This is a genomic window from Actinoplanes sp. NPDC049599 (genome assembly GCF_044465625.1).
Taxonomy (GTDB): Bacteria; Actinomycetota; Actinomycetes; order Mycobacteriales; family Micromonosporaceae; genus Actinoplanes.
Window position 1 is genome coordinate 52,394 of record NZ_JBITLX010000034.1, and the last position, 21,026, is coordinate 73,419.

Genomic DNA, 21,026 nt, shown 5'->3' on the forward strand with positions numbered 1-21,026 from the left:
GTGCTCCTCTCGTCGGCTGCGACGCTACGGATCCGCCGGAGACCCGGGCCAGTACAGGATCTGTACTGCCCGAACCGGCGCGGCGGGCCTACGCTGCTGCTCATGGGCGCCTCGTATCACCAGTTCTGTCCCGTGGCGAAGGCCATGGAGCTGCTCGACGAACGCTGGACCCTGCTCATCGTCCGCGAGCTGATGGCCGGCGGCGGCCGGTTCAACGACCTGCGCCGGGGGCTGCCCCGGCTGTCCCCGACGCTGCTGTCCAAGCGGCTGCAGCAACTGGTCTCGGCCGGTGTCGTCGAGCGCCGGCCCACCGACGGTGAGGTGCAGTACCGGCTGACCACGGCCGGCCTCGAACTGCGGCCGATCATCGAGGCGGTCGGTGCCTGGGGCGTCCGCTGGATCGGCGAGCTGGGTGACGCCGACCTGGACCCGAAGCTGCTGCTCTGGGACATGCACCGCAACATCGACCACACGGTGGTGCCCTCCGGCCGCACCGTCGTCGCGGTCACCTTCCCCGACGTGCCGGCGCCCCATCCCCGCTCCTGGTGGCTGGTGATCGCCGACGGCGAGGCGGACGTGTGTGACGCGGACCCCGGTCACGAGGTGACCGTCAGGCTGACCGCCGAGCTGCGCGCGCTGGTCCAGGTCTGGCGCGGCGACCGGAGCTGGACCGAGGCGCTGCGCGCCGGACAGGTCCGGGTGCAGGGCCCCGAACAGGTACGCCGCTCGCTGCCCCGCTGGTTCACGCTGTCCCTGTTCGCGTCGGTGCCCCGGCCACCGGCCCCGGTCGCCACCAGTTCCATCGCCCGAGCAGCGACATCGTCGCCGGCAGCAGCAGGCCGCGCACCACTGTGACGTCCAGCAGGACCGCCACGGCCATCCCGACGCCGATCTCCTTCACCGCGACCAGCTCGCCGAGCACAAAGCCGAGGAAGACGATGCCGATCGCCAGGGCGGCCGTGGTGACCACCGGGCCGGTGGCGGTGATCCCGGCCAGCACGGCGCGGTCGTTGGCCGCACGGTCGGTGCCCGTCCGCCGGTCCCACTCCTCCTTGATCCGGGCCAGCAGGAACACCTCGTAGTCCATCGACAGCCCGAAGGCGAAGACGAACAGCAGCAGCGGGGTGGTCAGGTCGAGCGCACCCCACGGCTCGAAGCCCAGCGCGCCGGCGCCCCAGCCCCACTGGAAGACCGCGACCAGCACACCCATGGTCGCCAGCAGCGTCAGCAGGTTCAGCACGATGGCTTTGACCGGTACGACCACCGAGCGAGTGAGCGCGAACAGCAGCGCCCCGGTGGCCACCACGATGATCGCCAGGGCGGCGGGCAGGCGCGCGGCCACCGAGCGTTTCGCGTCGGCCAGCTCCGCCGCGGGACCGGCCACCAGCACGGGGGCGGGCGCGTCGAGGGCCCGCAGGGTGGTCACCAGCTGCTGGGCCCGGCGGCCGTCGGCGGGCCCGCTCGGCACCACGTCGGCGACGCTCACCCCGGGCGGCAGCTCGGACCGTACATAAAGGTCGGACACCCCCGGCAGCCGCCGCATGGTGTCGAACAGCTCCTTCAGGCCGGGCTGCTCCGGGCCCGCCTCGACCACCACGGTCAGCGGCTGCTTCGGCGGGTCGGCGAAACCGTCCTGCACCGCCTCGTACGTCTGCCGCGCCTGGCTGGTCCGCGGCAGCGCGCGGACGTCGGAGTTGCCGAACTCCACAAAGAACAGCGGAGCACTCAGCACCAGCAGCCCGGCAGTGGCGGCCAACGCCACCGGGCCCGGCCGGCGCTGAGCGATCGTGGCCAGGCGCACCAGCAGGCCGGGTCCCCGCCCCGGCCGGCGCCACCCGCCGGACGCCGGGATGCGCCGGTGGCCGGTCGCGATCAACGCCGGTACGAGCGTCAGCCCGGCCGCCGTCGCCAGGGCGACCACCAGCGCCCCGCCCATCGCCATCGCGGCCAGCAGCGGCTCGCCGAAGGCGAACAACCCCACCAGCGCCGCGGTGACGGCCGAGCCGGACACCAGCACCGCCCGGCCGGCGGTGGCCACCGTACGGGCGATGAGCTCGGCCAGCGGCGCGCGCGGATCGGCGGCCCGCTCGTCCCGGAACCGGGCGATCATCAGCAGGCTGTAGTCGACCGCCAGCCCGATGCCGAGCAGGGTGACCACGTTGACCGCGTACTCGCTGACCGGCAGCAGGCGGGCCAGCCCGGTCAGCGCCAGCAGCGTGGCGGTGACCGCGCCGAGGGCGGCCGCCAGCGGCAGCAGGCCGACCACCAGGCCGCCCAGCACCACGACCAGCAGCAGCCCCACGCAGACCAGAGCGACGGACTCGCCGACGGCCGCGTCCCGGACGGCCTGGTCGCCGAACTCCCGTTCGGCCAGCAGCTCGCCGCCGACGAGGACCTCGGGGGCGTCGATGCGTTGCAGGGCGGCGCTCACCTGGTCGGCGACCCGTAACGCCTCGTCGTCGCTCAGGCCCGGCTCCAGCTCGACCGTGACCAGGGAGCTGCGGTTGTCGCGGGAGATCTGCCGTGCGCCGGTGGTGTAGGAATCCTCGACCTCGGCCACCCCGGGGATGTCGCGGATCTCGAACGCGATCCGGGTGACGCTGTTGACCAGCGCGACGGCTCCGACCTCGCGCCCGGAGATCACGGCGACCAGTCGTTCGCCCTCGGGCGCCAGCGCGTCCAGGCGGTCCTGCGCGACGGTGGCCGGTGCTCCGGCGGGCAGCGGGTCGATCGACTGCGTGTGATCGTAGACAGTGCCACCGAACACGGCGCCGGCCACCGCGACCAGCACCCACCCGGCGATGATCGGGAGGCGCCGGCGGTGCACCGCACGACCCGTCGCCGCGAGCATGACTGCCTCCTGACCGGCGCCGGAGGGACAGCCGGGGCACATGCAATCACGGAAGGCACGGCCGGGCAACCGGGCCCGGCCGTGCCTTGTGCCTTGCGTGCTGCGGTCAGCCCCAGAGCGACGTCGTCCAGTCCTCGCTGGAGGCGAACCGGGCGCCGGTCCAGGCGCCGGTGGACCAGGCCCGGCCCGACCAGGCCCGGCCCGACCACGTGGGGTCGCTCCAGTCCTGGGTGCCACCCCAGGGCGCACCCAGCCAGGTCGCCGCGCCCCACGTCTTCGAGGCGAAGGACCGGCCGGTCCAGCCGTTGCCGGCGATCGGGTTGCCCATCCAGGTGCCGCCGATCCAGGAGTTGCCGGTGGCGGAGTACGCGGCCCAGTTGGCACTGTGGAACGGCCCGAAGACGGTGAACTCGCCGGTGAGCGGGACGTTGTTGCTCACCACCCGGCTGACGCCGCGGGCGTCGTCAAGGTTGCCGGTGCCGTTGGACGCGACGAAGTTCTGTGTGGCCGCGACCGGCGTGAGGCCCAGCGCCGTGGCGACGTTGACCTGCTTGAGCCGCATCGCGCCCGCCTTGCCGGTGGCCAGCGTGGTGCCGCGCTTGAGCAGGTCCTTCACCTGGTCGGGGGTCAGCGACGGCCGCGCCTGCAGCAGCAGGGCGACGGCCGCGGAGGTGACCGCGGCGGCCTGGGAGGTGCCACTGCCGCGGAAGAGGGTGGTGCCGCTGCGGGCGCCCGGGTACGCGACGTCGATGCTCGATCCGGTGTCCCGCAGCGACAGGATCGACTCGCCGGGCGCCAGCACGTCCGGCACCTTGTCGGCCGTACCGCTGTTGGTGAACGGCGCCAGGTCGTCGTCGGCGGTGGACAGGGTGCCCTTGGTGGCGGCCGCGCCGACCGCGATGACAAACGGGTCGGTGGCCGGGTTGGTGAGCCTGGTGGCGGCGTTGCCGTCGTTGCCGGCCGCGGCGACCACGACGATGCCGGCCTTCCAGGCCTGCTCGACGGCGAACTGCAGCGGGTCGGTCCAGGCGGCCGGGTTGCCGCCGCTGCCGTACGACAGGTTGAGCACCCGGATCGGGTTCGCCGGGTCGTGGTTACGGTTCTCCACCACCCAGTCGATCGCGGCGATCACCTGGGACACGTCGACGGCGCCGTTGGCGGTGCCCAGCTTGACGGAGGTCAGCTTGGCGCCGGGCGCGATGCCCTTGGCGCCGCCGGCCGTGTCGTTGCCGACGATGATGCCCGCCATGTGGGTGCCGTGGCCGTACGAGTCGAGGTAGCGCAGGTTCGCCGCCTGCGACTCGAAGGACAGGTCCGGGCCGTTGACGATCTGCCCGGCGGGCAGCCCGGCCACCGGCGCGACACCGGTGTCGAGCAGCGCGACGCCGACCCCGGCGCCGGTCAGGTTCGCCGCGGCGCCGGTGTCCGCGCCGATGATGGTGCGGACGTCCTTCAGCGACGTGCCGGCCGTACTGCCGGTAGCTGTACTGAGCCACCGCCCCGCCCAGCCGCCGCCGGACGTCAGAGCCACACCGGCGGGGGCGACGGCCGAGCCGCCGGCTAAAGCGAGCGGCAGCACTGCCGCCGCGGCAGTGCGCAGAATCCTTCTCGTCCGCTTCACCGTGCGTCCTCCGTAGCGTGGGGGTTGCGATGCGGTTTGCCGATCGGCGGGGGCCCGGACGGCATGAGCGGAACCGGCGGGTGACCTCGTTCACAAACGCGGGGTTCGGGGCCATCCGCCGCGCCGGGTGTGTTCAGTTCCGCGACCGGCTGCCGATAGAGCAGGCGTGATTTCTCCGTCCCCCGCTCCCGCGCCGGTCGCTGCCCCGCGCGCCGGGGCGGCCCTGGCGGCCGAGCTGGACGAGCTGGAGAACCACGAGAGCCACGACGTGCCGGCGATCCTGGCCCGGGCCACCGCCGCCGCCGAGGCCGCCGACCGGTGCGGTGACGAGGTGCTCGGCCACCGGGCCCGGCTGGTGCAGGCCGACATGCGCCGGCGCGAGGGCGACGTCGGCGCCGCGGCCCGGACCTTCCTGGCGACGCACCGCTGGGCGGAGCAGCACGACTGCCGGCCGCTGCGCGCGCGCAGCCACTTCCACCTCGCGCTCACCTACCACTACCTCGGCGACCACTCCGCCAGCCTGGAGCACGCCCTGAGCGCCGTCGAGCTTCTCGACGACACGGAGCCGCACGGCCTGCGCATCATCCACCTCATCCGGCTGGCGAACTCGCTGGCCGAGGCCGGCTCCACCGACGCGGCCCGGGACCGCTACCGGCAGGCCGAGCGCATCGCCGTCGGCATCGGCGACCTGACCCGGCAGCTGCTCGTGCTGAACAACCTCGCGTACACCGAGCACGAGGCCGGCAACGTCGACACGGCCTGGTCCGCCGTCGAGCGCATGCGCGCCGTGGCCCGGGCGATCGGGCGCGATTTCCTCATCGTCGAGCGCGACACCATCGCGAACATCCAGGTCAGCCTGGGCCGGTACGCCGAGGCCGAGGAGACGTTGCGGGACGTGTACGACTCCCCGCCCTGGTTCGAGGCGCACGACATCGCCGAGGCGTCCCTCACCCTCGCGGCGGCGCAGCGGCTCCTCGGCGCCCTGGACCGTGCGCAGGCCAGCCTGGACCACTGCCGGTCGCTGTGCGCCGGGCACCAGCTGGCCGGCGTCCGCGTGCGCGGCCTCGCCGAGCAGGCCGAGCTGTACGCGGCGGCGGGCGAGCACCGGGCCGCGTTCGAGGAGTACAAGCGGTTCCACGCGGCGACCGAGGAGCTGCGCTCGACCCAGCTGGAGGCCCGGGCCCGGGACCGCCAGGCGATCTTCGAGACCGCCGAGGCCCGCCGGGACGCCGAGCACTACCGGGAGCAGGCGCGCCGGGACGCGCTGACCGGGTTGTACAACCGCCGGTTCATCGACGAGCGGCTGCCCCAGGCGATGGCGGAGGCCACCGCCACCGGCACGCCGCTGACGGTCGCGCTGATCGACCTCGACTACTTCAAGCGGATCAACGACACACTGTCGCACGACGTCGGCGACCGGGTCCTGGTGGCGGTCGCCGACGTGCTGTCGGCCCGGCAGGACAGCCTGGCCGCCGACGGGTTCGCGGCCCGCATGGGCGGCGAGGAGTTCCTCGTCGTCCTGCCCGGCCTCGGCGCCGCGGCAGCGCCACAGCGACTGGAGACGATCCGGCACGACATCGCGTCGTACCGTTGGTCCCCGCTGACCGGCGACCTGCCGGTGACGGTCAGCATCGGCGCCGTGAGCGTCGTACCGTCCGGCGAGGACACCCAGGCCGACCTGCTCGCCGAGGCCGACCGCCGGCTGTACGCGGCGAAGCGCGCCGGCCGCGACCGGGTAGTCACCCGGGCCGACCCACCCGGCTAACCCGCCGAGCCGGCCATCAGCTCCAGCGTGTCGATGACCCGGTTGGCGAAACCCCACTCGTTGTCGTACCAGGCCACCACCTTGACGTGCCGGCCGTCGACGCGGGTGAGCGCGGCGTCGAAGACGGCCGAGGCCGGGTTGCCGGTGATGTCGCTGGAGACCAGCGGCTCGTCGGTGTACTCCAGCACGCCGTGCAGCGCCCCGCCGGCCGCGGCCCGGTACGCCGCCAGCACCTCGTCGCGGCTGACCGCCCGGGCCACCGTGGTGTTCAGCTCCACCAGCGAGCCCACCGGCACCGGCACCCGGATCGAGTCCCCGGTGAGCCTGCCGTCGAGCCGCGGCAGCACCTTGCCGATCGCCTTGGCCGCGCCGGTCGTGGTGGGCGCGATGTTCACCGCGGCCGCCCGTGCCCGGCGCAGGTCGCGGTGCGGCCCGTCCTGCAGGTTCTGCTCCTGCGTGTACGCGTGCACGGTGGTCATGAAGCCGTGCTCGATGACGGCCAGGTCGTCGAGCACCGAGGCCAGCGGCGCCAGCGCGTTGGTCGTGCAGGACGCGTTGGAGACGATCAGGTGCCGCTCCGGATCGTAGGCGCCGGTGTTGACGCCGAAGACCAGCGTCACGTCGGCGCCGTCGGAGGGCGCGCTCACCAGCACCCGCCGGGCGCCGGCGTCCAGGTGGGCCCGGGCGGACTTGGCGGCGGTGAAGCGGCCGGTGGCCTCCAGCACGATGTCGACGTCGAGCTCGGCCCACGGCAGGCCGGCCGGGTGCCGCTCGGCGCACACCCGGATGTGCCGGCCGTCGACGATCAGGTCGCCGGCGCGGGCCTCGACCGGGCGGCCGAGGCGCCCCAGCGCGCTGTCGTACTTGAGCAGATGGGCGAGGGTTTCCGGGGCGGCGAGATCGTTGATCGCCACCACCTCGAGCTTGCTGTCGCGCTGCAGCAGGGCTCGCAGGGTGTTACGTCCGATGCGTCCGAAGCCATTGACGGCGATGCGAGTCATGACCCCATCGTCGGCGGCCCGGCGACCGTCACGACAGTGGCAAGACAGCCACCATGCGCAAGGATCTCGCCATCAAGATCAAGACGAGAACGTGGTGCGGTACTCCGTCGGCGACGTGCTGAGGATGCGCTGGAAGTGCAGGCGCAGGTTGGCGGCCGTGCCGAGACCCACGCGCGCCGCGACCTGCTCCACCGGAAGATCGGTGACCTCGAGCAGTTCGCGGGCCAGGTCGACGCGGGCGCGCAGCACCCACTGCATCGGCGTGTACCCGGTGTCCTCGACGAACCGCCGGGAGAAGGTGCGCGCCGACACCTGAGCGTTGCGGGCCAGCGCCGCCAGCGTGAGGGGCTCGGCGAGCCGGGTGAGCGCCCACTCCCGGGTGCCGGCGAAGACGTCACCGAGCGGCTCCGGGACGCTGCGGGGCACGTACTGGGCCTGACCGCCACTGCGGTAGGGCGCCGCGACCAGCCGCCGCGCCACGATGGTGGAGAGCCCCACGCCGTGGTCACGCCGCACCAGGTGCAGGCACAGGTCGATGCCGGACGCGGCGCCGGCGGAGGTCAGCACGCTCCCCTCGTCGACGAACAGGACGTTCTCGTCCACCCGCACCAGCGGATACTTCTCCGCCAGGGCCCGCGAATAGTGCCAGTGGGTGGTCGCCCGCTTGCCGTCCAGCAACCCGGACGCGGCGAGCGCGAACGCACCCGTCGAGATGGCGGCGAGCCGGACGCCACGCCGGTGCGCGGCCCGCAGCGCCGCGACGACCGCCGCCGGCGGCTCGCTGCTGGCCGGCTGCCGGTACCCCGGAACAAAGATCGTGTCGGCGTGCTCGAACGCCTCGAGCCCCTCCGCCACGTGATACGACAACCCGTCACCGCCGGCCACCGGCCCGGCCGCGGCGCCGCACACGAACACCTGGTACGGCATGGTCGGCCGGTTGGCGAAAACCTGCGCGGGAATGCCGACGTCGAGCGGCTTCGCGCCGTCCAGCACCAGCACCGCAACCCGATGATTCATCCGGCCACGATGACACCGGCCGCCGGGTTCGCGCCAACGCGCCGCACGGCGGAAAACGCGGCTGGCACGAAGGGAGGATCAGTGGCGGCGGCGACTTCCGTAGCGTCAGCGGCAACAAAAGGGAGCCGTCCATGACCGCCGTCCGCACATCCTCCTTCTCCCCGACGTCACGACGAATGCACCGATCCATTCTTGTGGTGGCGGCCATCGCCCTGTTCGCGAGTTTCCTGTCGGCCGCACCCGCCGGCGCCGCCGGTCCGGCGGAGAACCTCCGGATCCAGAACGCGAAAAGTCGCCTCTGCTTCGCCCCGGCCGGGGGAAGTGCCACCAGCAACACCGCGATCGTCCAGTATTACTGCGACAACAACACCAACCGGGCCTGGCAACTGCTGCACAGCCCCGGCGTCGAAGGGCTGTTCCGCATCCAGAACGTCGCCACCGGCCAGTGTCTCTCTCCCGCCGGCGGCAGCAGCGGCCTCAACGTGACCATCGTGCAGTACACCTGTGACGGGGATCCGGCCCGTTCCTGGCAACAGGTGCCGGGCCCGCACGGCTACCTGATCAGGAACGTGCGCAGCAAGCTCTGCCTGTCCCCCGCGGGCGGCAGCACCGGCATCAACGTGGTCCTCGTCCAGTACGCCTGCGACCAGGACCCGGCCCGGGGATGGAGCCTGCTCGGCGCCTACCACGTCCCGAACGCGAACAGCGGTCTCTGCCTGACCGTCGCCGGGGGCAGCAGCGGCCTCAACGTCACGGCCGTCCAGTTCGAGTGCGACGGCAACCCCGCCCGGCTGTGGAACCTCGTCGACGCCGGCGACGGCTTCCACCTGAAGAACGTCAACAGTGGCCTGTGCCTGTCCCCGGCCGGCGGTGTCGGCGGCAACAACATCCCGATCGTCCAGTACCACTGCGACGGCAACCCCGCGCGCACCTGGCGCCTGGTCCCGGAGGGCTTCTTCTCCTACCTGCAGAACGTCAGCACCGGCCTGTGCCTGTCCCCGGCCGGCGGCAGCACCGGCCTGAACGCCACCATCGTGCAGTACCGCTGCGACGGCGATCCGTCCCGGTTCTGGCGCACCGCGATCGTGTAGTCGCGCTGCTCCCCGCGGTGGCTTGTCCGGCACGTCGCGGACAAGCCACCGCGCAGCTCGGCGAACGGCTGTCAGGCCCGAGCGTGCAGATGAACACAAACGCGGCTCCCGTTTGCCGGCACCACTACGGCGCCTGGATGCCGGCGCCGTCACCTGCAGCCGGCCGGCCACTACAGGATCCCGGACGCGATCGTCCCCTCGGACTACGGATACAACAAGATCCGGCGGGTGCCGGCCACCGACGGCGGCCTGATCCGCCTGCGCCTCCGGGGCCACGCCGAGAACACCGCCGCCCAGCCGGGCTGGACCAACGGGTTCGTCGCGGTGAAGGACGGCACCCACCGCCGCCTACAACGGCACGCTGGCGGCCGGGGCCACGACCACCTTCGGATTCATCGGCACCGGCAACCCGGTAACCCCGGCGCCAGGGGCGGAACAGCTGTTCAGCGGCGCCGGGCCGCGGGTTGCAGCGACGGGCTGATCCAGCCGTTCTCGGCCGGGTTGATGGTCACGCCCGGCGCGACGATCCGGTCGATGCGGTCGAGCACGTCGTCGGAGAGCACCACGTCCGCGGCGGCCAGCTGGGATTCGAGGTGCGCCATGGTGCGCGGGCCGATGATCGGCGCGGTCACCGCGGGGTGGCGCAGCACGAACGCGATGGCCATCTCGATGAGTGTCAGGCCGGCGTCGTCGGCCAGCTTGCCGAGCTGCTCGACGGCGTCGAGTTTGCGCTGGTTCTCCGGCAGGGACAGGTCGAAGCGGTTCGCCAGGCGCTGACGGGCGACCGACATCGGCCCGTCCTGAGCGTCCTTGCTGTAGCGGCCGGACAGCCAGCCGCCCGCCAGCGGGCTGTACGGGATGACACCCATCCCGTACCGCTGGGCCACCGGCAGCACCTCGTTCTCGATGTTGCGCACCAGGATGTTGTACGGCGGCTGCTCGGTGACGAACCGCTCGCGGCCGCGCTTCTCGGCCACCCACTGCGCCTCCACGATCGTCGACGCGGGGAAGGTGGAGTGTCCGAGGTAGCGGACCTTGCCGGCGCGGACCAGGTCGGTGAGCGCGCCCAGGGTCTCGTCGAGCTCGACGGCCGGGTCCCAGCGGTGGATCTGGTAGAGGTCGAGGTAGTCGGTGCCGAGCCGGCGCAGCGAGTCCTCGACCTCGCGGACGAGCCAGCGGCGGGAGTTGCCGCGGTGGTTGGGGTCGTCGTCCATCGGCATGTTCGCCTTGGTGGCCAGCACGATCTCGTCGCGCCGCCCGGCCAGGGCCTTGCCGACGATCACCTCGGACTCCCCCGCCGAGTACACGTCGGCGGTGTCGACGAAGTTGATGCCGGCGTCCAGTGCCCGGTGGATGATCCGGATGCTCTCCTGGTGGTCCTTGGTGCCCCACTCGCCGAACATCATCGTGCCGAGGCACAGCTTGCTGACCTGGACGCCGGTGCGTCCGAGCGGCCGGAACTCCATGACTACTTCCTTTCCTCGACGGGCCGCAGGCGAAGGGTCGGTCGTCCATGCCATCGCGGGTCTCCTTCGGTCAGGACCGGATCAGGACTTTGAGGGCTTCCCGGTCGGCCATGGCCTGATACCCCGCGGGCACCTCGTCGAGACTGACGGTGCGGTCGAAGACCCGGCCGGGCTCGATCCGCCCTTCGAGGATGTCGGGCAGCAGCTCCTCGATGTACGCCCGGGCCGGGGCGACGCCACCGGTCAGGGTGATGTTGCGCAGGAACACGCCGAAGCCGGCGGGAACCGCCGGATACTGCGGGGCGCCGACCCGGCTGACCGTGCCGCCGTTGCGGACCACGCCGAAGGCCGTCGTGATGGCGTCCGCCAGCCCGACGCACTCCAGCACGGTGTGGGTGCCGTCGCCGCCGGTCAGCTCCCGGACCCGCGCGACGCCTTCCTCGCCGCGCTCGGCGACCACGTCGGTGGCGCCGAACTCGCGGCCCAGGTCGGTGCGGTCCTTGTGCCGGCCCATCAGGATGATCCGCTCGGCGCCGAGGCGCCTGGCGGCCAGCACGGCCGACAGGCCCACCGCGCCGTCGCCGATCACCGTCACGCTCGTCCGGGCGTTCACCCCGGCGGTCACGGCGCAGTGGTGGCCGGTCGGCAACACGTCCGACAGCGTCAGCAACGACGGCAGCAGCGTCGAATCCGCGGCGACCGGCAGCTTCACCAGCGTGCCGTCGGCCTGCGGGACCCGGACGGCCTCACCCTGACCGCCGTCGACACCGTCGCGTCCCCAGTTGCCGCCGTGCCGGCAGGAGGTCTGCAGGCCCTCACGGCAGAAGTCACAGGTGTTGTCGGCCCACACGAACGGCGCCACGACCAGGTCACCGGCCTTCAGCCCACCGACCGCCGAGCCGGTCTCCTCGACCACACCGAGGAACTCGTGACCGATCCGGTCCGGCCGGTCGGTGGCCGGGCGTTTCGCGTACGGCCAGAGATCGCTGCCACAGACGCAGGAGCGCACCACCCGCACCACGGCGTCGGTGGGCTCGCGCAGGGCGGCGTCGGGCACGTTCTCGACGCGGACATCGCCGGCGCCGTAGATGACTGTTGCTCGCACGGTGGATTCCTTCGGCACGTGGTCGGTGGGCGGGATGCTTCGTCCCGGTCGACGCTACGGCCGGACCGGGCGGCCTGGGAGGTTCTGTCATTACCGGGTTCGGCAGCCACTGCCACGCCCGGTAGACCGGTAACGACAGAGCCTCCCTCGGCCGTGCCTCCCGCCGTACCGTCGGGGGATGGACCACCGCAGTGAGACCCGCGACTTCCTCACCACCCGCCGCGCCCGCATCACCCCGCAGCAGGCCGGGCTGCCGGTCTACGGCGGCAACCGGCGGGTCGCCGGGCTGCGCCGCGAGGAGGCCGCGATGCTCGCCGGGGTCAGCGTCGACTACTACACCCGGCTCGAACGCGGCAACCTCTCCGGCGTCTCCGAGAGCGTGCTGGAATCCCTCGCCCGGGCCCTGCGCCTGGACGACGCCGAACGCGAGCACCTGTACGACCTCGCCCGCCAGACCAACGCCGGTCCCGGCCGCACGGCCCGGGCCGCCCGCCGCCGCCCCACCCAGCAGGTCCGGCCCGGTGTGCAGCACCTGCTGGACTCGATGACCGGCGCGCCGGCCTACGTGCGCAACGGCCGGCTGGACATCCTCGCCGTCAACGCGCTCGGCCGGGCGGTGTTCTCGCCGGTGTTCGACACCGTGACCGGCACGCCGAACCTGGCCCGCTTCATCTACCTCGACCCCGCCGCGCAGGACTTCTACCACGACTGGGAGCAGCTGGCCGAGGACGTCGTCGCGCTGCTGCGCAGCGAGGCAGGACACGATCCGCACGACCGGAACCTGTCCGACCTGATCGGCGAGCTGTCCACCCGCAGCGACCAGTTCCGCGCCTGGTGGGCGGCGCACAACGTGCGCCTGCACCGCACCGGCGTCAAGAAGGTGCACCACCCGGTGATCGGCGACCTGACGCTGGCGTACGAGTCGATGGACCTCACCGCCGATCAGGGCCTGCGCCTCAACGCCTACAGCGCGGCACCCGGCTCGGCGGATCGCGAGAAGCTCGACCTGCTCGCGAGCTGGGCCGCCACCACCGCCGACCAGCGCGGGGCTCCTGACCGCTCGTGAGCTCCACGTCGGAGCGGTACGGCGGCAGTGAGCAGGCCCCGGCGGGTCTTCGCGGTGGTCACCGGTCCTGCCGGGTGTCGGTGGTCTCGATCCGGCTGATGAGCTTCTTCAGCCGTCCGACCTCGTCGGCGAGCGCGGTGCTCCCGGCCGGGGTCAGCGTGATCCAGGTCCGGCCGCGCTTGCCTTCGTATCCCTTCTCCACCTCGACCAGCCCGGCTGTCTCCAGCACGCTCAGGTGGGTGGAGAGGTTGCCCCCGGTCAGTTGCAGCTGGGTGCGCAGGTAGCCGAACTCGACCCGGCGCGCCTCGTGCGTGATGGCGAGGATCCCCAGCCGTACCCGCTGGTGCACCACGTCGTCGAGCCCGGTGACCGGGTGGTCGGAAAACTCGTCCTCCGGAGCACCGGTCACCGCGGTCACCCGCGCCGCCGGCGGGCCACCGCGAAGCCGGTCGCGCCCAGCAGGAGCACGGCGGCGCAGACGACCTGCGGTATGGCGAAGCCGGCCCGGATCCCCCAGGAGCTGTCCCAGCCGTCGTTGGTCGGCAGTGTCAACGCCACCGCGAGGTAGCCGAGGGTGAACAGCAGCAGGGCGATGTTGCGCTCCAGCCGGGCCAGCACCAGCAGAGCGGCCCAGGTCATGCGCTGGTCCACCCGCACCCGGTGGGCCAGCCCGCGGACATCCGCCAGGAGCCGGCGGGGATCGCTGCCGGCGGGCATCGATTCAGTGGTCATGCCAACAGGTTTCCACAGCAAACCGATTTGCGCCAGCCCACGTTTCGAGTCTGAACGTTCCTGACCGGGTCGGTTCGAGTTCTGGCGCCCCGTTGTCGAGTCCGTTACCGCTGTAACTCCGACGACATCATTCCGGTGGTCGGCCAGAGGCAGCAGGACCAGTGATGGGACACTTCATGAAGCGGATCACGTCGTCCGATGGTTACCTGTCAGGACCGTCGCCGAGCGTCCGGCCGGTGCGCCGGCTCCTGATCGCGGCCCTGGTGACCGCGCTGACCGCGCTGGGCGGCGTCGTGGTCGCATCGTCGCCGGCCACCGCCGCCACCCGCCAGTTCCGGGGCATGAACTGGGCCGTGCTGGGCGACAACTTCAGCACCGGGCCGCTGGTCGTGCAGGGCCTGAGCCAGTCCGACAGCAACGCGACGGTGCAGGCCAAGGCCAACGCCCTCTACGACGACATGGCCGTCATGGGCGTCAACACGATCCGGCTGCCCATCAACACCCACACGGTCGGGACGACGTGGTGGAACGCCTACCGGGGCGCGATCGACGCCGCCACCGCCCGCGGATTCAAGGTCATCCTCGCCTACTGGGAGGACGGCGCCGCCTCCGGCGGCAGGATCACCAACCTCGCCGCGTGGAACACGATGTGGTCCAGCGTGACCAACACGTACGGCTCGAACACCAATGTGTACTTCGAGCCGATGAACGAGCCGCACGGCTACACCTCGGCGGAGTGGCGCGACGTCGCGGCGAACTGGCTCAGCTACCACTACTCGGCGACACCCGGCCGGGTGCTCATCGGTGGCACCGGCTACAGCCAGGACCTGCGCGACATCTGCACCGACAGCCGCTTCGCCGCGACGCTGCTGTCGTTCCATCACTACGCGTTCTTCTACAGCGCGATGACCTACGACGCCTTCCGGAGCCACATCCAGACCCGCCTCGGCGCCTGCGCCTCCCGCGCGGTCGCGACCGAGTTCGGTGCGCCCATGGACACCGGCCTCAACTACGCCGACGCGACCAGCACCGACAACTTCGTGCGCCACATCCGCGCCATGGCCCAGGTCATGCGGGACAACCAGATGGGCGGCACCTACTGGCCCGCCCTCGGCGGCAAGCCCACCGGCAGCTCCGGCTACGACTACTACTCGATGTTCGCCCTCAGCGGCAGCGGCACCAACCTCAACCTGACCATCCGCAACGCCTCCGGCGCCGACCGGATCCGGTACGCCTGGGGCGACACCATCGGCTCCACGCCCCCGGCGACGTTCTACCGGATCACCGTGCGCCACAGCGGCAAGGCCATGGACGTCCAGTCACCGAACACCGACAACGGCGCGCGCGTCGGCCAGTACACCTACGGCGGCAACGCGTGGCAGCAGTGGCAGTTCCAGGACGCCGGCAGCGGCTACTGGCGCATCATCAGCCGGCACAGCGGAAAGTGCCTTGATGTGGTGAGCGCCTCCACCGCAGACGGTGCCGAACTCGTCCAGTACACCTGTGGCACCGGCACCAACCAGCAGTTCCAGCTGGTCGCCAACGGCAGCTACTTCCAGCTCCAGGCGCGGCACAGCGGCAAATGCGTGGACGTGCCGGCCGCGTCGACCGCGGACGGCGTTGTCCTCAAGCAGTACCCGTGCAACACCGGCACCAACCAGCAGTGGTCGCGCACGGCCGCCTGACGGTCGCGCCGCCGGAATCACGGGGCACCGCCAGAACCCGGCCTCCGATCGCCGGGACAGAAGTCCCCGGACGCCGAACGGCGGCCCGGCTCATGAGCCGGACCGCCGTTCGCAGAGCGTGGATCAGAGCGGGCGGATGTTCTCCGCCTGCAGGCCCTTCTGGCCCTGGGTGACGTCGAACTCCACCTTCTGGTTCTCGTCGAGGCTGCGGTAGCCACTCGTCGCGATCGCGGAGAAGTGGGCGAAGACGTCCGCGCCGCCGTCATCCGGGGTGATGAAGCCGAAGCCCTTGTCGGCGTTGAACCACTTCACGGTGCCTGTAGTCATGTCTGCTCCTTCGCAGGCTGTCGGAGACCGCACTGTGCGGACCCCTACGCCGCCGCGTTGATCACCCGCGTCGAACCGACACGACAAACGAAAGGCGCCACGATGGTTTCAGATAACCCATCAGGCGCCGGAAAACGTCTACGGAAATCAAAACTGCAACGCCGTCAATCTACCGCATGATCCGCCGACAGCGCCACCAGGGGGCCGTGGCGCTGCTCACCCGCCGAACTCCTCGATGATCTGCGCACCCGGGCCCGCGTTCCAGTACACGGTGACGACGGAGGCATGCGAGCGCCCGGCCAGCCGCACGACGACCAGCGTGTCGCTGCGCCGGGTCACGCCGGCCACGTAGCCCGGCACGGGGTCGGTGTCGATCACGTCGACCCGGGTCGAGGAGTAGGCGACGATCACGTCGCCGCCGTCGGCGTTGACCCGGTAGCGCGGACGCCGATCGGGTGCAGACGGCGACGGGCTCGCCGACGGAACAGCCGTCGTCGGCCGCGCCGGCGCCGGCCGCCGGGTCGCGGGGGTGGCCGGCGTCTTCCTGGGCCGCGCCGACGTGCGGCTGGGTTCCGCCCGCGACGTCGCGGGCGCGGGCGTGACGTCGGCGAGGCCGAACCGGACCTCGGTGTAGCGGCGGTTGACGTCGATCGCCACCGGCGCCTCGTCGGTGATCGCGGGCGCGATGCCGACCCGGACACCGAGCCACGAGACGGTGACGGCGACCATCAGTGCGCCCAGCCACGCGACGACAAATCTCCAGCTCCGGCCCATGATTACAGCCCACCCTCGACGATCGATAGATTGTGACCATGGCCCGCGTACTGGTGATCGAGGACGACCGGGACATCCGGGAAGCGATCGACCGTCTGCTGTCGATGACCGGGCACGACGTACGGCTGTGCGCGGCCGCGCTCGACGGTCTCCGCGAGGTCGCGAGCTGGCGCCCGGAGGTCGTGGTCCTGGACCTCAACCTGCCGGACCTCGACGGCGCGACCGTGCTGCGCCGGATCCGGGCCGCGTCCGCCGTCCCGGTCGTCGTCGCCACCGCCCGGGGCGCGGAGAGCGAGATGATCCGCCTGCTGCGCGCGGGCGCGGACGACTACGTCGTCAAGCCGTACTCCGCCGAGCAGTTGGAGGCGCGGATCGCCGCGGTGCTGCGCCGCGCTGCCGGCTCCGTGTCCACCACGCTGACGCTGGGCGGCCTTGAGCTTGATCCGCAGGCCCGCAGCGTCTCGCTCGACGGCACGCCCCTGCAGCTCTCCCGGCTGGAGTTCGACCTGCTGGCATACCTGATGCAGCGGCCGGGAAAGGTGGTCGCGCGGCGCCAGGTCCTCGACGACGTCTGGGGTGCGGAGGCCCGCTCGCTGGAGACCGTCGACGTCCACGTGACCTGGCTGCGCCGCAAGCTGGGCGAGCGGGCCGCGGCCCCGCGCTACCTGCACACCGTACGCGGGGTGGGCATCCGCCTGTCCGCGCCCGAGGACGCCCTGAGCTGAGCTACGGCCGGGCATGCGCACCGCCGAGCCGTTGCCAGAGTCGCGGGCGGCGTGGCGGTGGCGGCGCATCGTCGCCGGCCACGCCGAGGGTCAGCACCACGCGGGCGCCGCCCAGCACCCCACGCCCCACGGTGAGCTGGCCGCCGGTGTCCGCGGCGAGCCGCCGGGCGATGTCCAGGCCGAGCCCCGTGGACTCGGCGTCGCTGGCACCGCGGGACACCGCCGCCTCGGGGTCGTCGATGCCGGGGCCGGCGTCGTCCACCGCGACCGAGGCCCAGTCCGCGCCCCGCTCGACCGACACCCGGCAGCCGGCCGTGTCCGGGGTGTGGTGGAAGACGTTGCCGAGCAGCACGTCCAGCGCCTCGGCGACCACCGAGAAGGCGGCCGGCACGGTGATGCCCGCGGGTGGCGGCTCGGCCTCCCACGGCCGGCCCTGGTCCTCGGCGAGCGCGCCCCAGAACGTCGTCCGGTCGGCCACGACGGCGCCGAGATCGCAGCGCAGCCGGGGCCGCGCCGCCAGCGGCCGGGCGGCCTCCACGATCACCGCGTTGATCTCGTGCTCCAGCCGGTCGACCACCCGCAGCTGACGGTCGCGGTCGGCACCGGCCGGCAGCGCCTCGGTGTTCAGCCGCAGCGCCGTCAGCGGCACGCGGAGCCGGTGCGACAGGTTCGCCGCGAGGGCCCGCTCGGTGGCCAGCAGCTCGGCGAAGCGGTCGGCGAGCAGGTTGAGCGCGCCGCCGACGTCCTCGATCTCCCGGGGCCCGCTCGGCCTGACCCGGGCGTGCAGACTGCCCGCGCCCAGGTCGGCGGCGGTCCGGGCGAGATCCCGGCTGGCCCGCACCACCCGGGCGGCGAGCCGGTCCGCCAGCAGCGTCGAGACCCCGACCAGGACGATCGCCTCGCCGATCAGCACCAGCCACGCCAGCCCGACCCCGGCCCGCAGGGAGGTCGCCGGCACGTACACCTCGATCACCGCGATGAGCCCCTCGGGCAGCGCCACCGGGCGCAGATACGCCCGGCCGCCGGCCACCTCGACGGTGCCGGCGCTCTGCTGCTGGCGTACGTGGATGACAGCCGCACTGTCCGCGCGTGAGCTGCCCACCGTGCCGAGCGTCGGCAGATGGGCCGCGAGCCGTCCCTGCTGTCCCGCCTCGGTACTCATGATCGAGCTGAGCACGAGGTCGCGGTCCGTGGCGACCACCACCACGGCCGACAGCCCGAGGGCCTGCCGTTCCGCCTCGCGCAGCGCACGGTCCTGGGCCCCGGTGTGCACGAGCAGCGCCAGCGGGATGACAAACGCCAGCGCCACCAGGGTCGTCACCGCGAGGGCGACGCGAACGTAACTGCGTCTCATACCAGGAGCACCGCCGGTCGAATGATCAAGAGCCGACCATAGCCGCCGGGGACGGTCCGCGCCTGCGTGAGGCTGCGATTTTCCCGTGCCGCACCTTAAGGGCGCCGGAAGAACAGCTATCGAAGCAATAACAGCGAAAATGCGCCGCCGGTGACGGCATCGGCACTGGTTGTCGACGGAAAACGTCGGCCCGATAAAGCTTCCCGAAAGGGCTCCGTAAGAGACTCAGCCCCGGCCTTATCCAGGGTTAAGCATTTCTTAAACACATTGACGTCGATTTTTCCCCGCCCAAGACTGGCTCCGCTCGGCAGACGAGCGGATTCCTCACTTCGCGACGGCGGGACGACCGGGCACGACCCGGGCATCGGCGCCGCGAGTCATCGTGCAAGGAGCACCCTTGAAGCACAAAGTCGCGCTGGCGGCCGGCATAGCGGCCGTCACCGTAGCGGGGTCCATCGCCCTGACCATGCCGCAGGGAAACGCGGCCACCAACCCGGGAACCGCGGCCGGGGCCAGGGCCGCCGACCCGGTCCCGACGACCGTCGCCACCTCCCGGGCTACGTCCTCGGCGTCCGCGCTGGTGGCGAAGAAGCCGAAGCTCTTCTTCAAGAGCGCCCACGACGAGCTCGTGAAGCGTCAGGTCGTGAGCCAGAACGGCCTGCAGTACGTGGCGTACGAGCGCACGTACCGGGGGCTGCCGGTGCAGGGCGGCGACGCGGTCGTGGTCACCGACACCTCCGGCGCGGTGCTCGGCAACTACGTGGCGCAGGAGCAGGCCCTGACGGTCGGCACCGCCGCGAAGATCTCGCCGCGCGCCGCCGCCAAGGTGGCCCGCAAGCAGCTGACCACGGTCCGGTCGGCGAGCGAGCCGACGCTGAAGGTGGTCGCGCAGGGCGCCGGCGTGCTGGCGTACGAGGTCGTGGTCGACGGCACCAAGCGGACGAAGCAGGGTCCGGCGCCCAGCAACCTGCACGTGTTCGTGGACGCCACCACCGGCAAGGTGCTGGGCGACCTGACCCGCGACGACGTGGTCGACGCCACCGGCCGGGGTGCGTACTACGGCACCGTGACCATCAACACGCAGGGCTCGGGCAGCAGCTTCACCATGAGCGACCCCACCCGGCCGGGCCTGCAGTGCGGCGGGCAGAACGGCGCCGCGTTCACCAGCACGACCGACACCTGGGGCACCGGCGCCGCGACCGACCTGGTGACGGGCTGCGTGGACGCCATGTACGTCGTCGCGCAGGAATGGAACATGCTGCGCGACTGGCTCGGCCGCAACGGCATCGACGGCAACGGCCGCGCCTTCCCGATCCGGCAGGGCCTCGCCGACGTCAACGCCTTCTGGAACGGCTCGCGCGTCGAGATCGGCCGCTCCTCCGACAACCGGCGGCTGCTCAACAGCATCGACGTGCTCGGGCACGAGTTCGGTCACGCGATCAACCAGTTCACCCCCGGCGGCTCCAGCGGCGGCAACGAGGCCGGCGGGCTGAACGAGTCCACCGGCGACATCTTCGGCGCGCTCACCGAGTTCTACGCCCGCAACCCCAACGACCCGGGTGACTACACCACCGGCGAGCTGGCCAACCTCACCGGCAACGGGCCGATCCGCAACATGGCCGACCCGTCGAAGCTGGGCGACCCGAACTGCTTCTCGAGCAGCATTCCCTCGACCGAGGTGCACGCCGCCGCCGGTCCGCAGAACCACTGGTTCTACCTGCTGGCCGAGGGTTCCCGGCCGGCCAACGGCCAGCCGGCGAGCCCGACCTGCAACAACAGCTCCGTGACCGGCATCGGCATCGAGCAGGCCGGCAAGATCTACATGGCCACGCTGATGCGCAAGACCAGCGGCTGGACCCACGCCAAGGCCCGCGCGGCCTCGGTGGCCGCCGCCGCGCAGCTGTTCGGCACCGGCACCCAGTGCACCACCGTCAAGGCCGCGTGGAGCGCCGTCAGCGTGCCGGCCGGCGCCGGCGAGCCCGCCTGCCCCGGCGGCGGCACCCCGACCACCGGACCGACCGCGACCAGCAGCCCGGCCCCCACCGGTACGCCGAGCCCGACGCCGACCGCCACCGCGACCCCGACGGCCACCCCGACCGGGACTCCCGCCGGCGACTGCCAGGCCGGCTTCTCCTCGCACGACAGCGGCACGGTCGCCGCGGGCCGGACGGCTCTCACCGACTCGTTCACCGCCGGCGGCGGCCGCCACACCGCCTGCCTGGCCGGGCCGGCCGGCACCGACTTCGACCTGTACCTCGACAAGAACGTCGGCGGACGGTGGACGACCGTGGCCCGCTCGACCGGGGAGACCTCCCGGGAGGCCATCGCCTACACCGGCACGTCGGGCACCTTCCGCTACCGCGTAGTGTCCTACGCCGGCTCGGGCACCGCCGTACTCGGCTGGAACGCACCCGCCGGAAGCTGATCATCCTGGGACCGGGGTGGC

General features: G+C 72.1%; 18 protein-coding genes and 1 pseudogene. 8 read left to right on the top strand and 11 right to left on the bottom strand.

Going from position 1 to position 21,026, the window contains the following annotated elements; genetic code table 11:
• Positions 1-102: 102 nt before the first annotated feature.
• On the top strand, positions 103-855 hold the full coding sequence (locus tag ACIBQZ_RS37660; protein ID WP_396093691.1) for a winged helix-turn-helix transcriptional regulator: 753 nt from the start codon (positions 103-105) through the stop codon (positions 853-855).
• Here ACIBQZ_RS37660 and ACIBQZ_RS37665 read toward each other — a convergent pair.
• Positions 743-2,851 carry an MMPL family transporter gene (locus ACIBQZ_RS37665; protein ID WP_396093692.1) on the bottom strand — a complete coding sequence of 703 codons (2,109 nt, stop codon included), beginning with the start codon at positions 2,849-2,851 and terminating at the stop codon, positions 743-745. The two genes, ACIBQZ_RS37660 and ACIBQZ_RS37665, sit on opposite strands and share 113 nt — an antisense overlap.
• A 106-nt stretch (positions 2,852-2,957) precedes the next feature.
• Positions 2,958-4,382, bottom strand: coding sequence for a S8 family serine peptidase (locus tag ACIBQZ_RS37670; RefSeq protein WP_396093693.1), 1,425 nt, complete (start codon positions 4,380-4,382; stop codon positions 2,958-2,960).
• A gap of 256 nt (positions 4,383-4,638) precedes the next feature.
• On the opposite strand from ACIBQZ_RS37670, the gene ACIBQZ_RS37675 reads away from it, so the two are divergent.
• The gene (locus ACIBQZ_RS37675; RefSeq protein ID WP_396093694.1) at positions 4,639-6,237 is read left to right on the top strand and encodes a diguanylate cyclase; all 1,599 of its coding nucleotides are present in this window, start codon (positions 4,639-4,641) and stop codon (positions 6,235-6,237) included.
• Here ACIBQZ_RS37675 and gap read toward each other — a convergent pair.
• Together gap and ACIBQZ_RS37685 are read right to left on the bottom strand one after the other, a co-directional pair.
• Positions 6,234-7,238: a type I glyceraldehyde-3-phosphate dehydrogenase gene (gene gap, locus ACIBQZ_RS37680; protein WP_396093695.1), complete on the bottom strand. Its 1,005-nt coding sequence runs from the start codon at positions 7,236-7,238 to the stop codon at positions 6,234-6,236. The two genes, ACIBQZ_RS37675 and gap, sit on opposite strands and share 4 nt — an antisense overlap.
• Positions 7,239-7,316: 78 nt before the next feature.
• Positions 7,317-8,255, bottom strand: a complete 939-nt coding sequence (locus tag ACIBQZ_RS37685) for a GlxA family transcriptional regulator (RefSeq protein WP_396093696.1) — start codon at positions 8,253-8,255, stop codon at positions 7,317-7,319.
• A gap of 197 nt (positions 8,256-8,452) precedes the next feature.
• On the opposite strand from ACIBQZ_RS37685, the gene ACIBQZ_RS37690 reads away from it, so the two are divergent.
• A complete protein-coding gene (locus ACIBQZ_RS37690; protein WP_396093697.1) occupies positions 8,453-9,346 on the top strand; it encodes an RICIN domain-containing protein in 894 nt (297 codons plus the stop codon).
• A 153-nt stretch (positions 9,347-9,499) separates the two neighbouring features.
• A pseudogene (locus ACIBQZ_RS37695) lies at positions 9,500-9,682 on the top strand (DUF6055 domain-containing protein); the annotation flags it as partial.
• Positions 9,683-9,789: 107 nt separating this feature from the next.
• Here the strand turns inward: ACIBQZ_RS37695 and ACIBQZ_RS37700 are convergent.
• Positions 9,790-10,812 carry an aldo/keto reductase gene (locus ACIBQZ_RS37700; RefSeq protein ID WP_396093698.1) on the bottom strand — a complete coding sequence of 341 codons (1,023 nt, stop codon included), beginning with the start codon at positions 10,810-10,812 and terminating at the stop codon, positions 9,790-9,792.
• Positions 10,813-10,882: 70 nt separating this feature from the next.
• Entirely contained in the window at positions 10,883-11,917 is a 1,035-nt protein-coding gene (locus tag ACIBQZ_RS37705) for a zinc-binding dehydrogenase (protein WP_396093699.1), read from the bottom strand.
• Positions 11,918-12,095: 178 nt separating this feature from the next.
• Between ACIBQZ_RS37705 and ACIBQZ_RS37710 the strand changes: the two genes are divergently transcribed.
• Positions 12,096-12,983: a helix-turn-helix transcriptional regulator gene (locus tag ACIBQZ_RS37710; protein WP_396093701.1), complete on the top strand. Its 888-nt coding sequence runs from the start codon at positions 12,096-12,098 to the stop codon at positions 12,981-12,983.
• Positions 12,984-13,041: 58 nt separating this feature from the next.
• Here ACIBQZ_RS37710 and ACIBQZ_RS37715 read toward each other — a convergent pair whose 3' ends face one another.
• Positions 13,042-13,401 (bottom strand): winged helix-turn-helix domain-containing protein, encoded by a 360-nt coding sequence (locus ACIBQZ_RS37715; protein WP_396093703.1) that lies wholly within the window; start codon positions 13,399-13,401, stop codon positions 13,042-13,044.
• A complete protein-coding gene (locus ACIBQZ_RS37720; RefSeq protein WP_396093704.1) occupies positions 13,398-13,715 on the bottom strand; it encodes a hypothetical protein in 318 nt (105 codons plus the stop codon). Before ACIBQZ_RS37720 ends, ACIBQZ_RS37715 begins: the two co-directional genes overlap by 4 nt.
• Before the next feature lie 236 nt (positions 13,716-13,951).
• On the opposite strand from ACIBQZ_RS37720, the gene ACIBQZ_RS37725 reads away from it, so the two are divergent.
• A complete protein-coding gene (locus tag ACIBQZ_RS37725; protein ID WP_396093706.1) occupies positions 13,952-15,400 on the top strand; it encodes an RICIN domain-containing protein in 1,449 nt (482 codons plus the stop codon).
• Between the two features lie 123 nt (positions 15,401-15,523).
• Here the strand turns inward: ACIBQZ_RS37725 and ACIBQZ_RS37730 are convergent, their stop codons facing one another.
• Complete coding sequence (locus tag ACIBQZ_RS37730) at positions 15,524-15,727, bottom strand: cold-shock protein (protein ID WP_396093707.1); 204 nt, start codon at positions 15,725-15,727, stop codon at positions 15,524-15,526.
• 216 nt (positions 15,728-15,943) lie between these two features.
• Positions 15,944-16,501, bottom strand: coding sequence for a hypothetical protein (locus tag ACIBQZ_RS37735; RefSeq protein ID WP_396093708.1), 558 nt, complete (start codon positions 16,499-16,501; stop codon positions 15,944-15,946).
• A gap of 38 nt (positions 16,502-16,539) precedes the next feature.
• On the opposite strand from ACIBQZ_RS37735, the gene ACIBQZ_RS37740 reads away from it, so the two are divergent.
• On the top strand, positions 16,540-17,226 hold the full coding sequence (locus tag ACIBQZ_RS37740) for a response regulator transcription factor (RefSeq protein WP_396093709.1): 687 nt from the start codon (positions 16,540-16,542) through the stop codon (positions 17,224-17,226).
• Position 17,227: 1 nt separating this feature from the next.
• Here ACIBQZ_RS37740 and ACIBQZ_RS37745 read toward each other — a convergent pair whose 3' ends face one another.
• Positions 17,228-18,580 carry an ATP-binding protein gene (locus ACIBQZ_RS37745; protein WP_396093710.1) on the bottom strand — a complete coding sequence of 451 codons (1,353 nt, stop codon included), beginning with the start codon at positions 18,578-18,580 and terminating at the stop codon, positions 17,228-17,230.
• A gap of 397 nt (positions 18,581-18,977) precedes the next feature.
• Here ACIBQZ_RS37745 and ACIBQZ_RS37750 point away from each other — a divergent pair, with 397 nt between their 5' ends.
• Positions 18,978-21,005, top strand: coding sequence for a M4 family metallopeptidase (locus tag ACIBQZ_RS37750; RefSeq protein ID WP_396093711.1), 2,028 nt, complete (start codon positions 18,978-18,980; stop codon positions 21,003-21,005).
• The last annotated feature ends 21 nt before the right edge of the window (positions 21,006-21,026 follow it).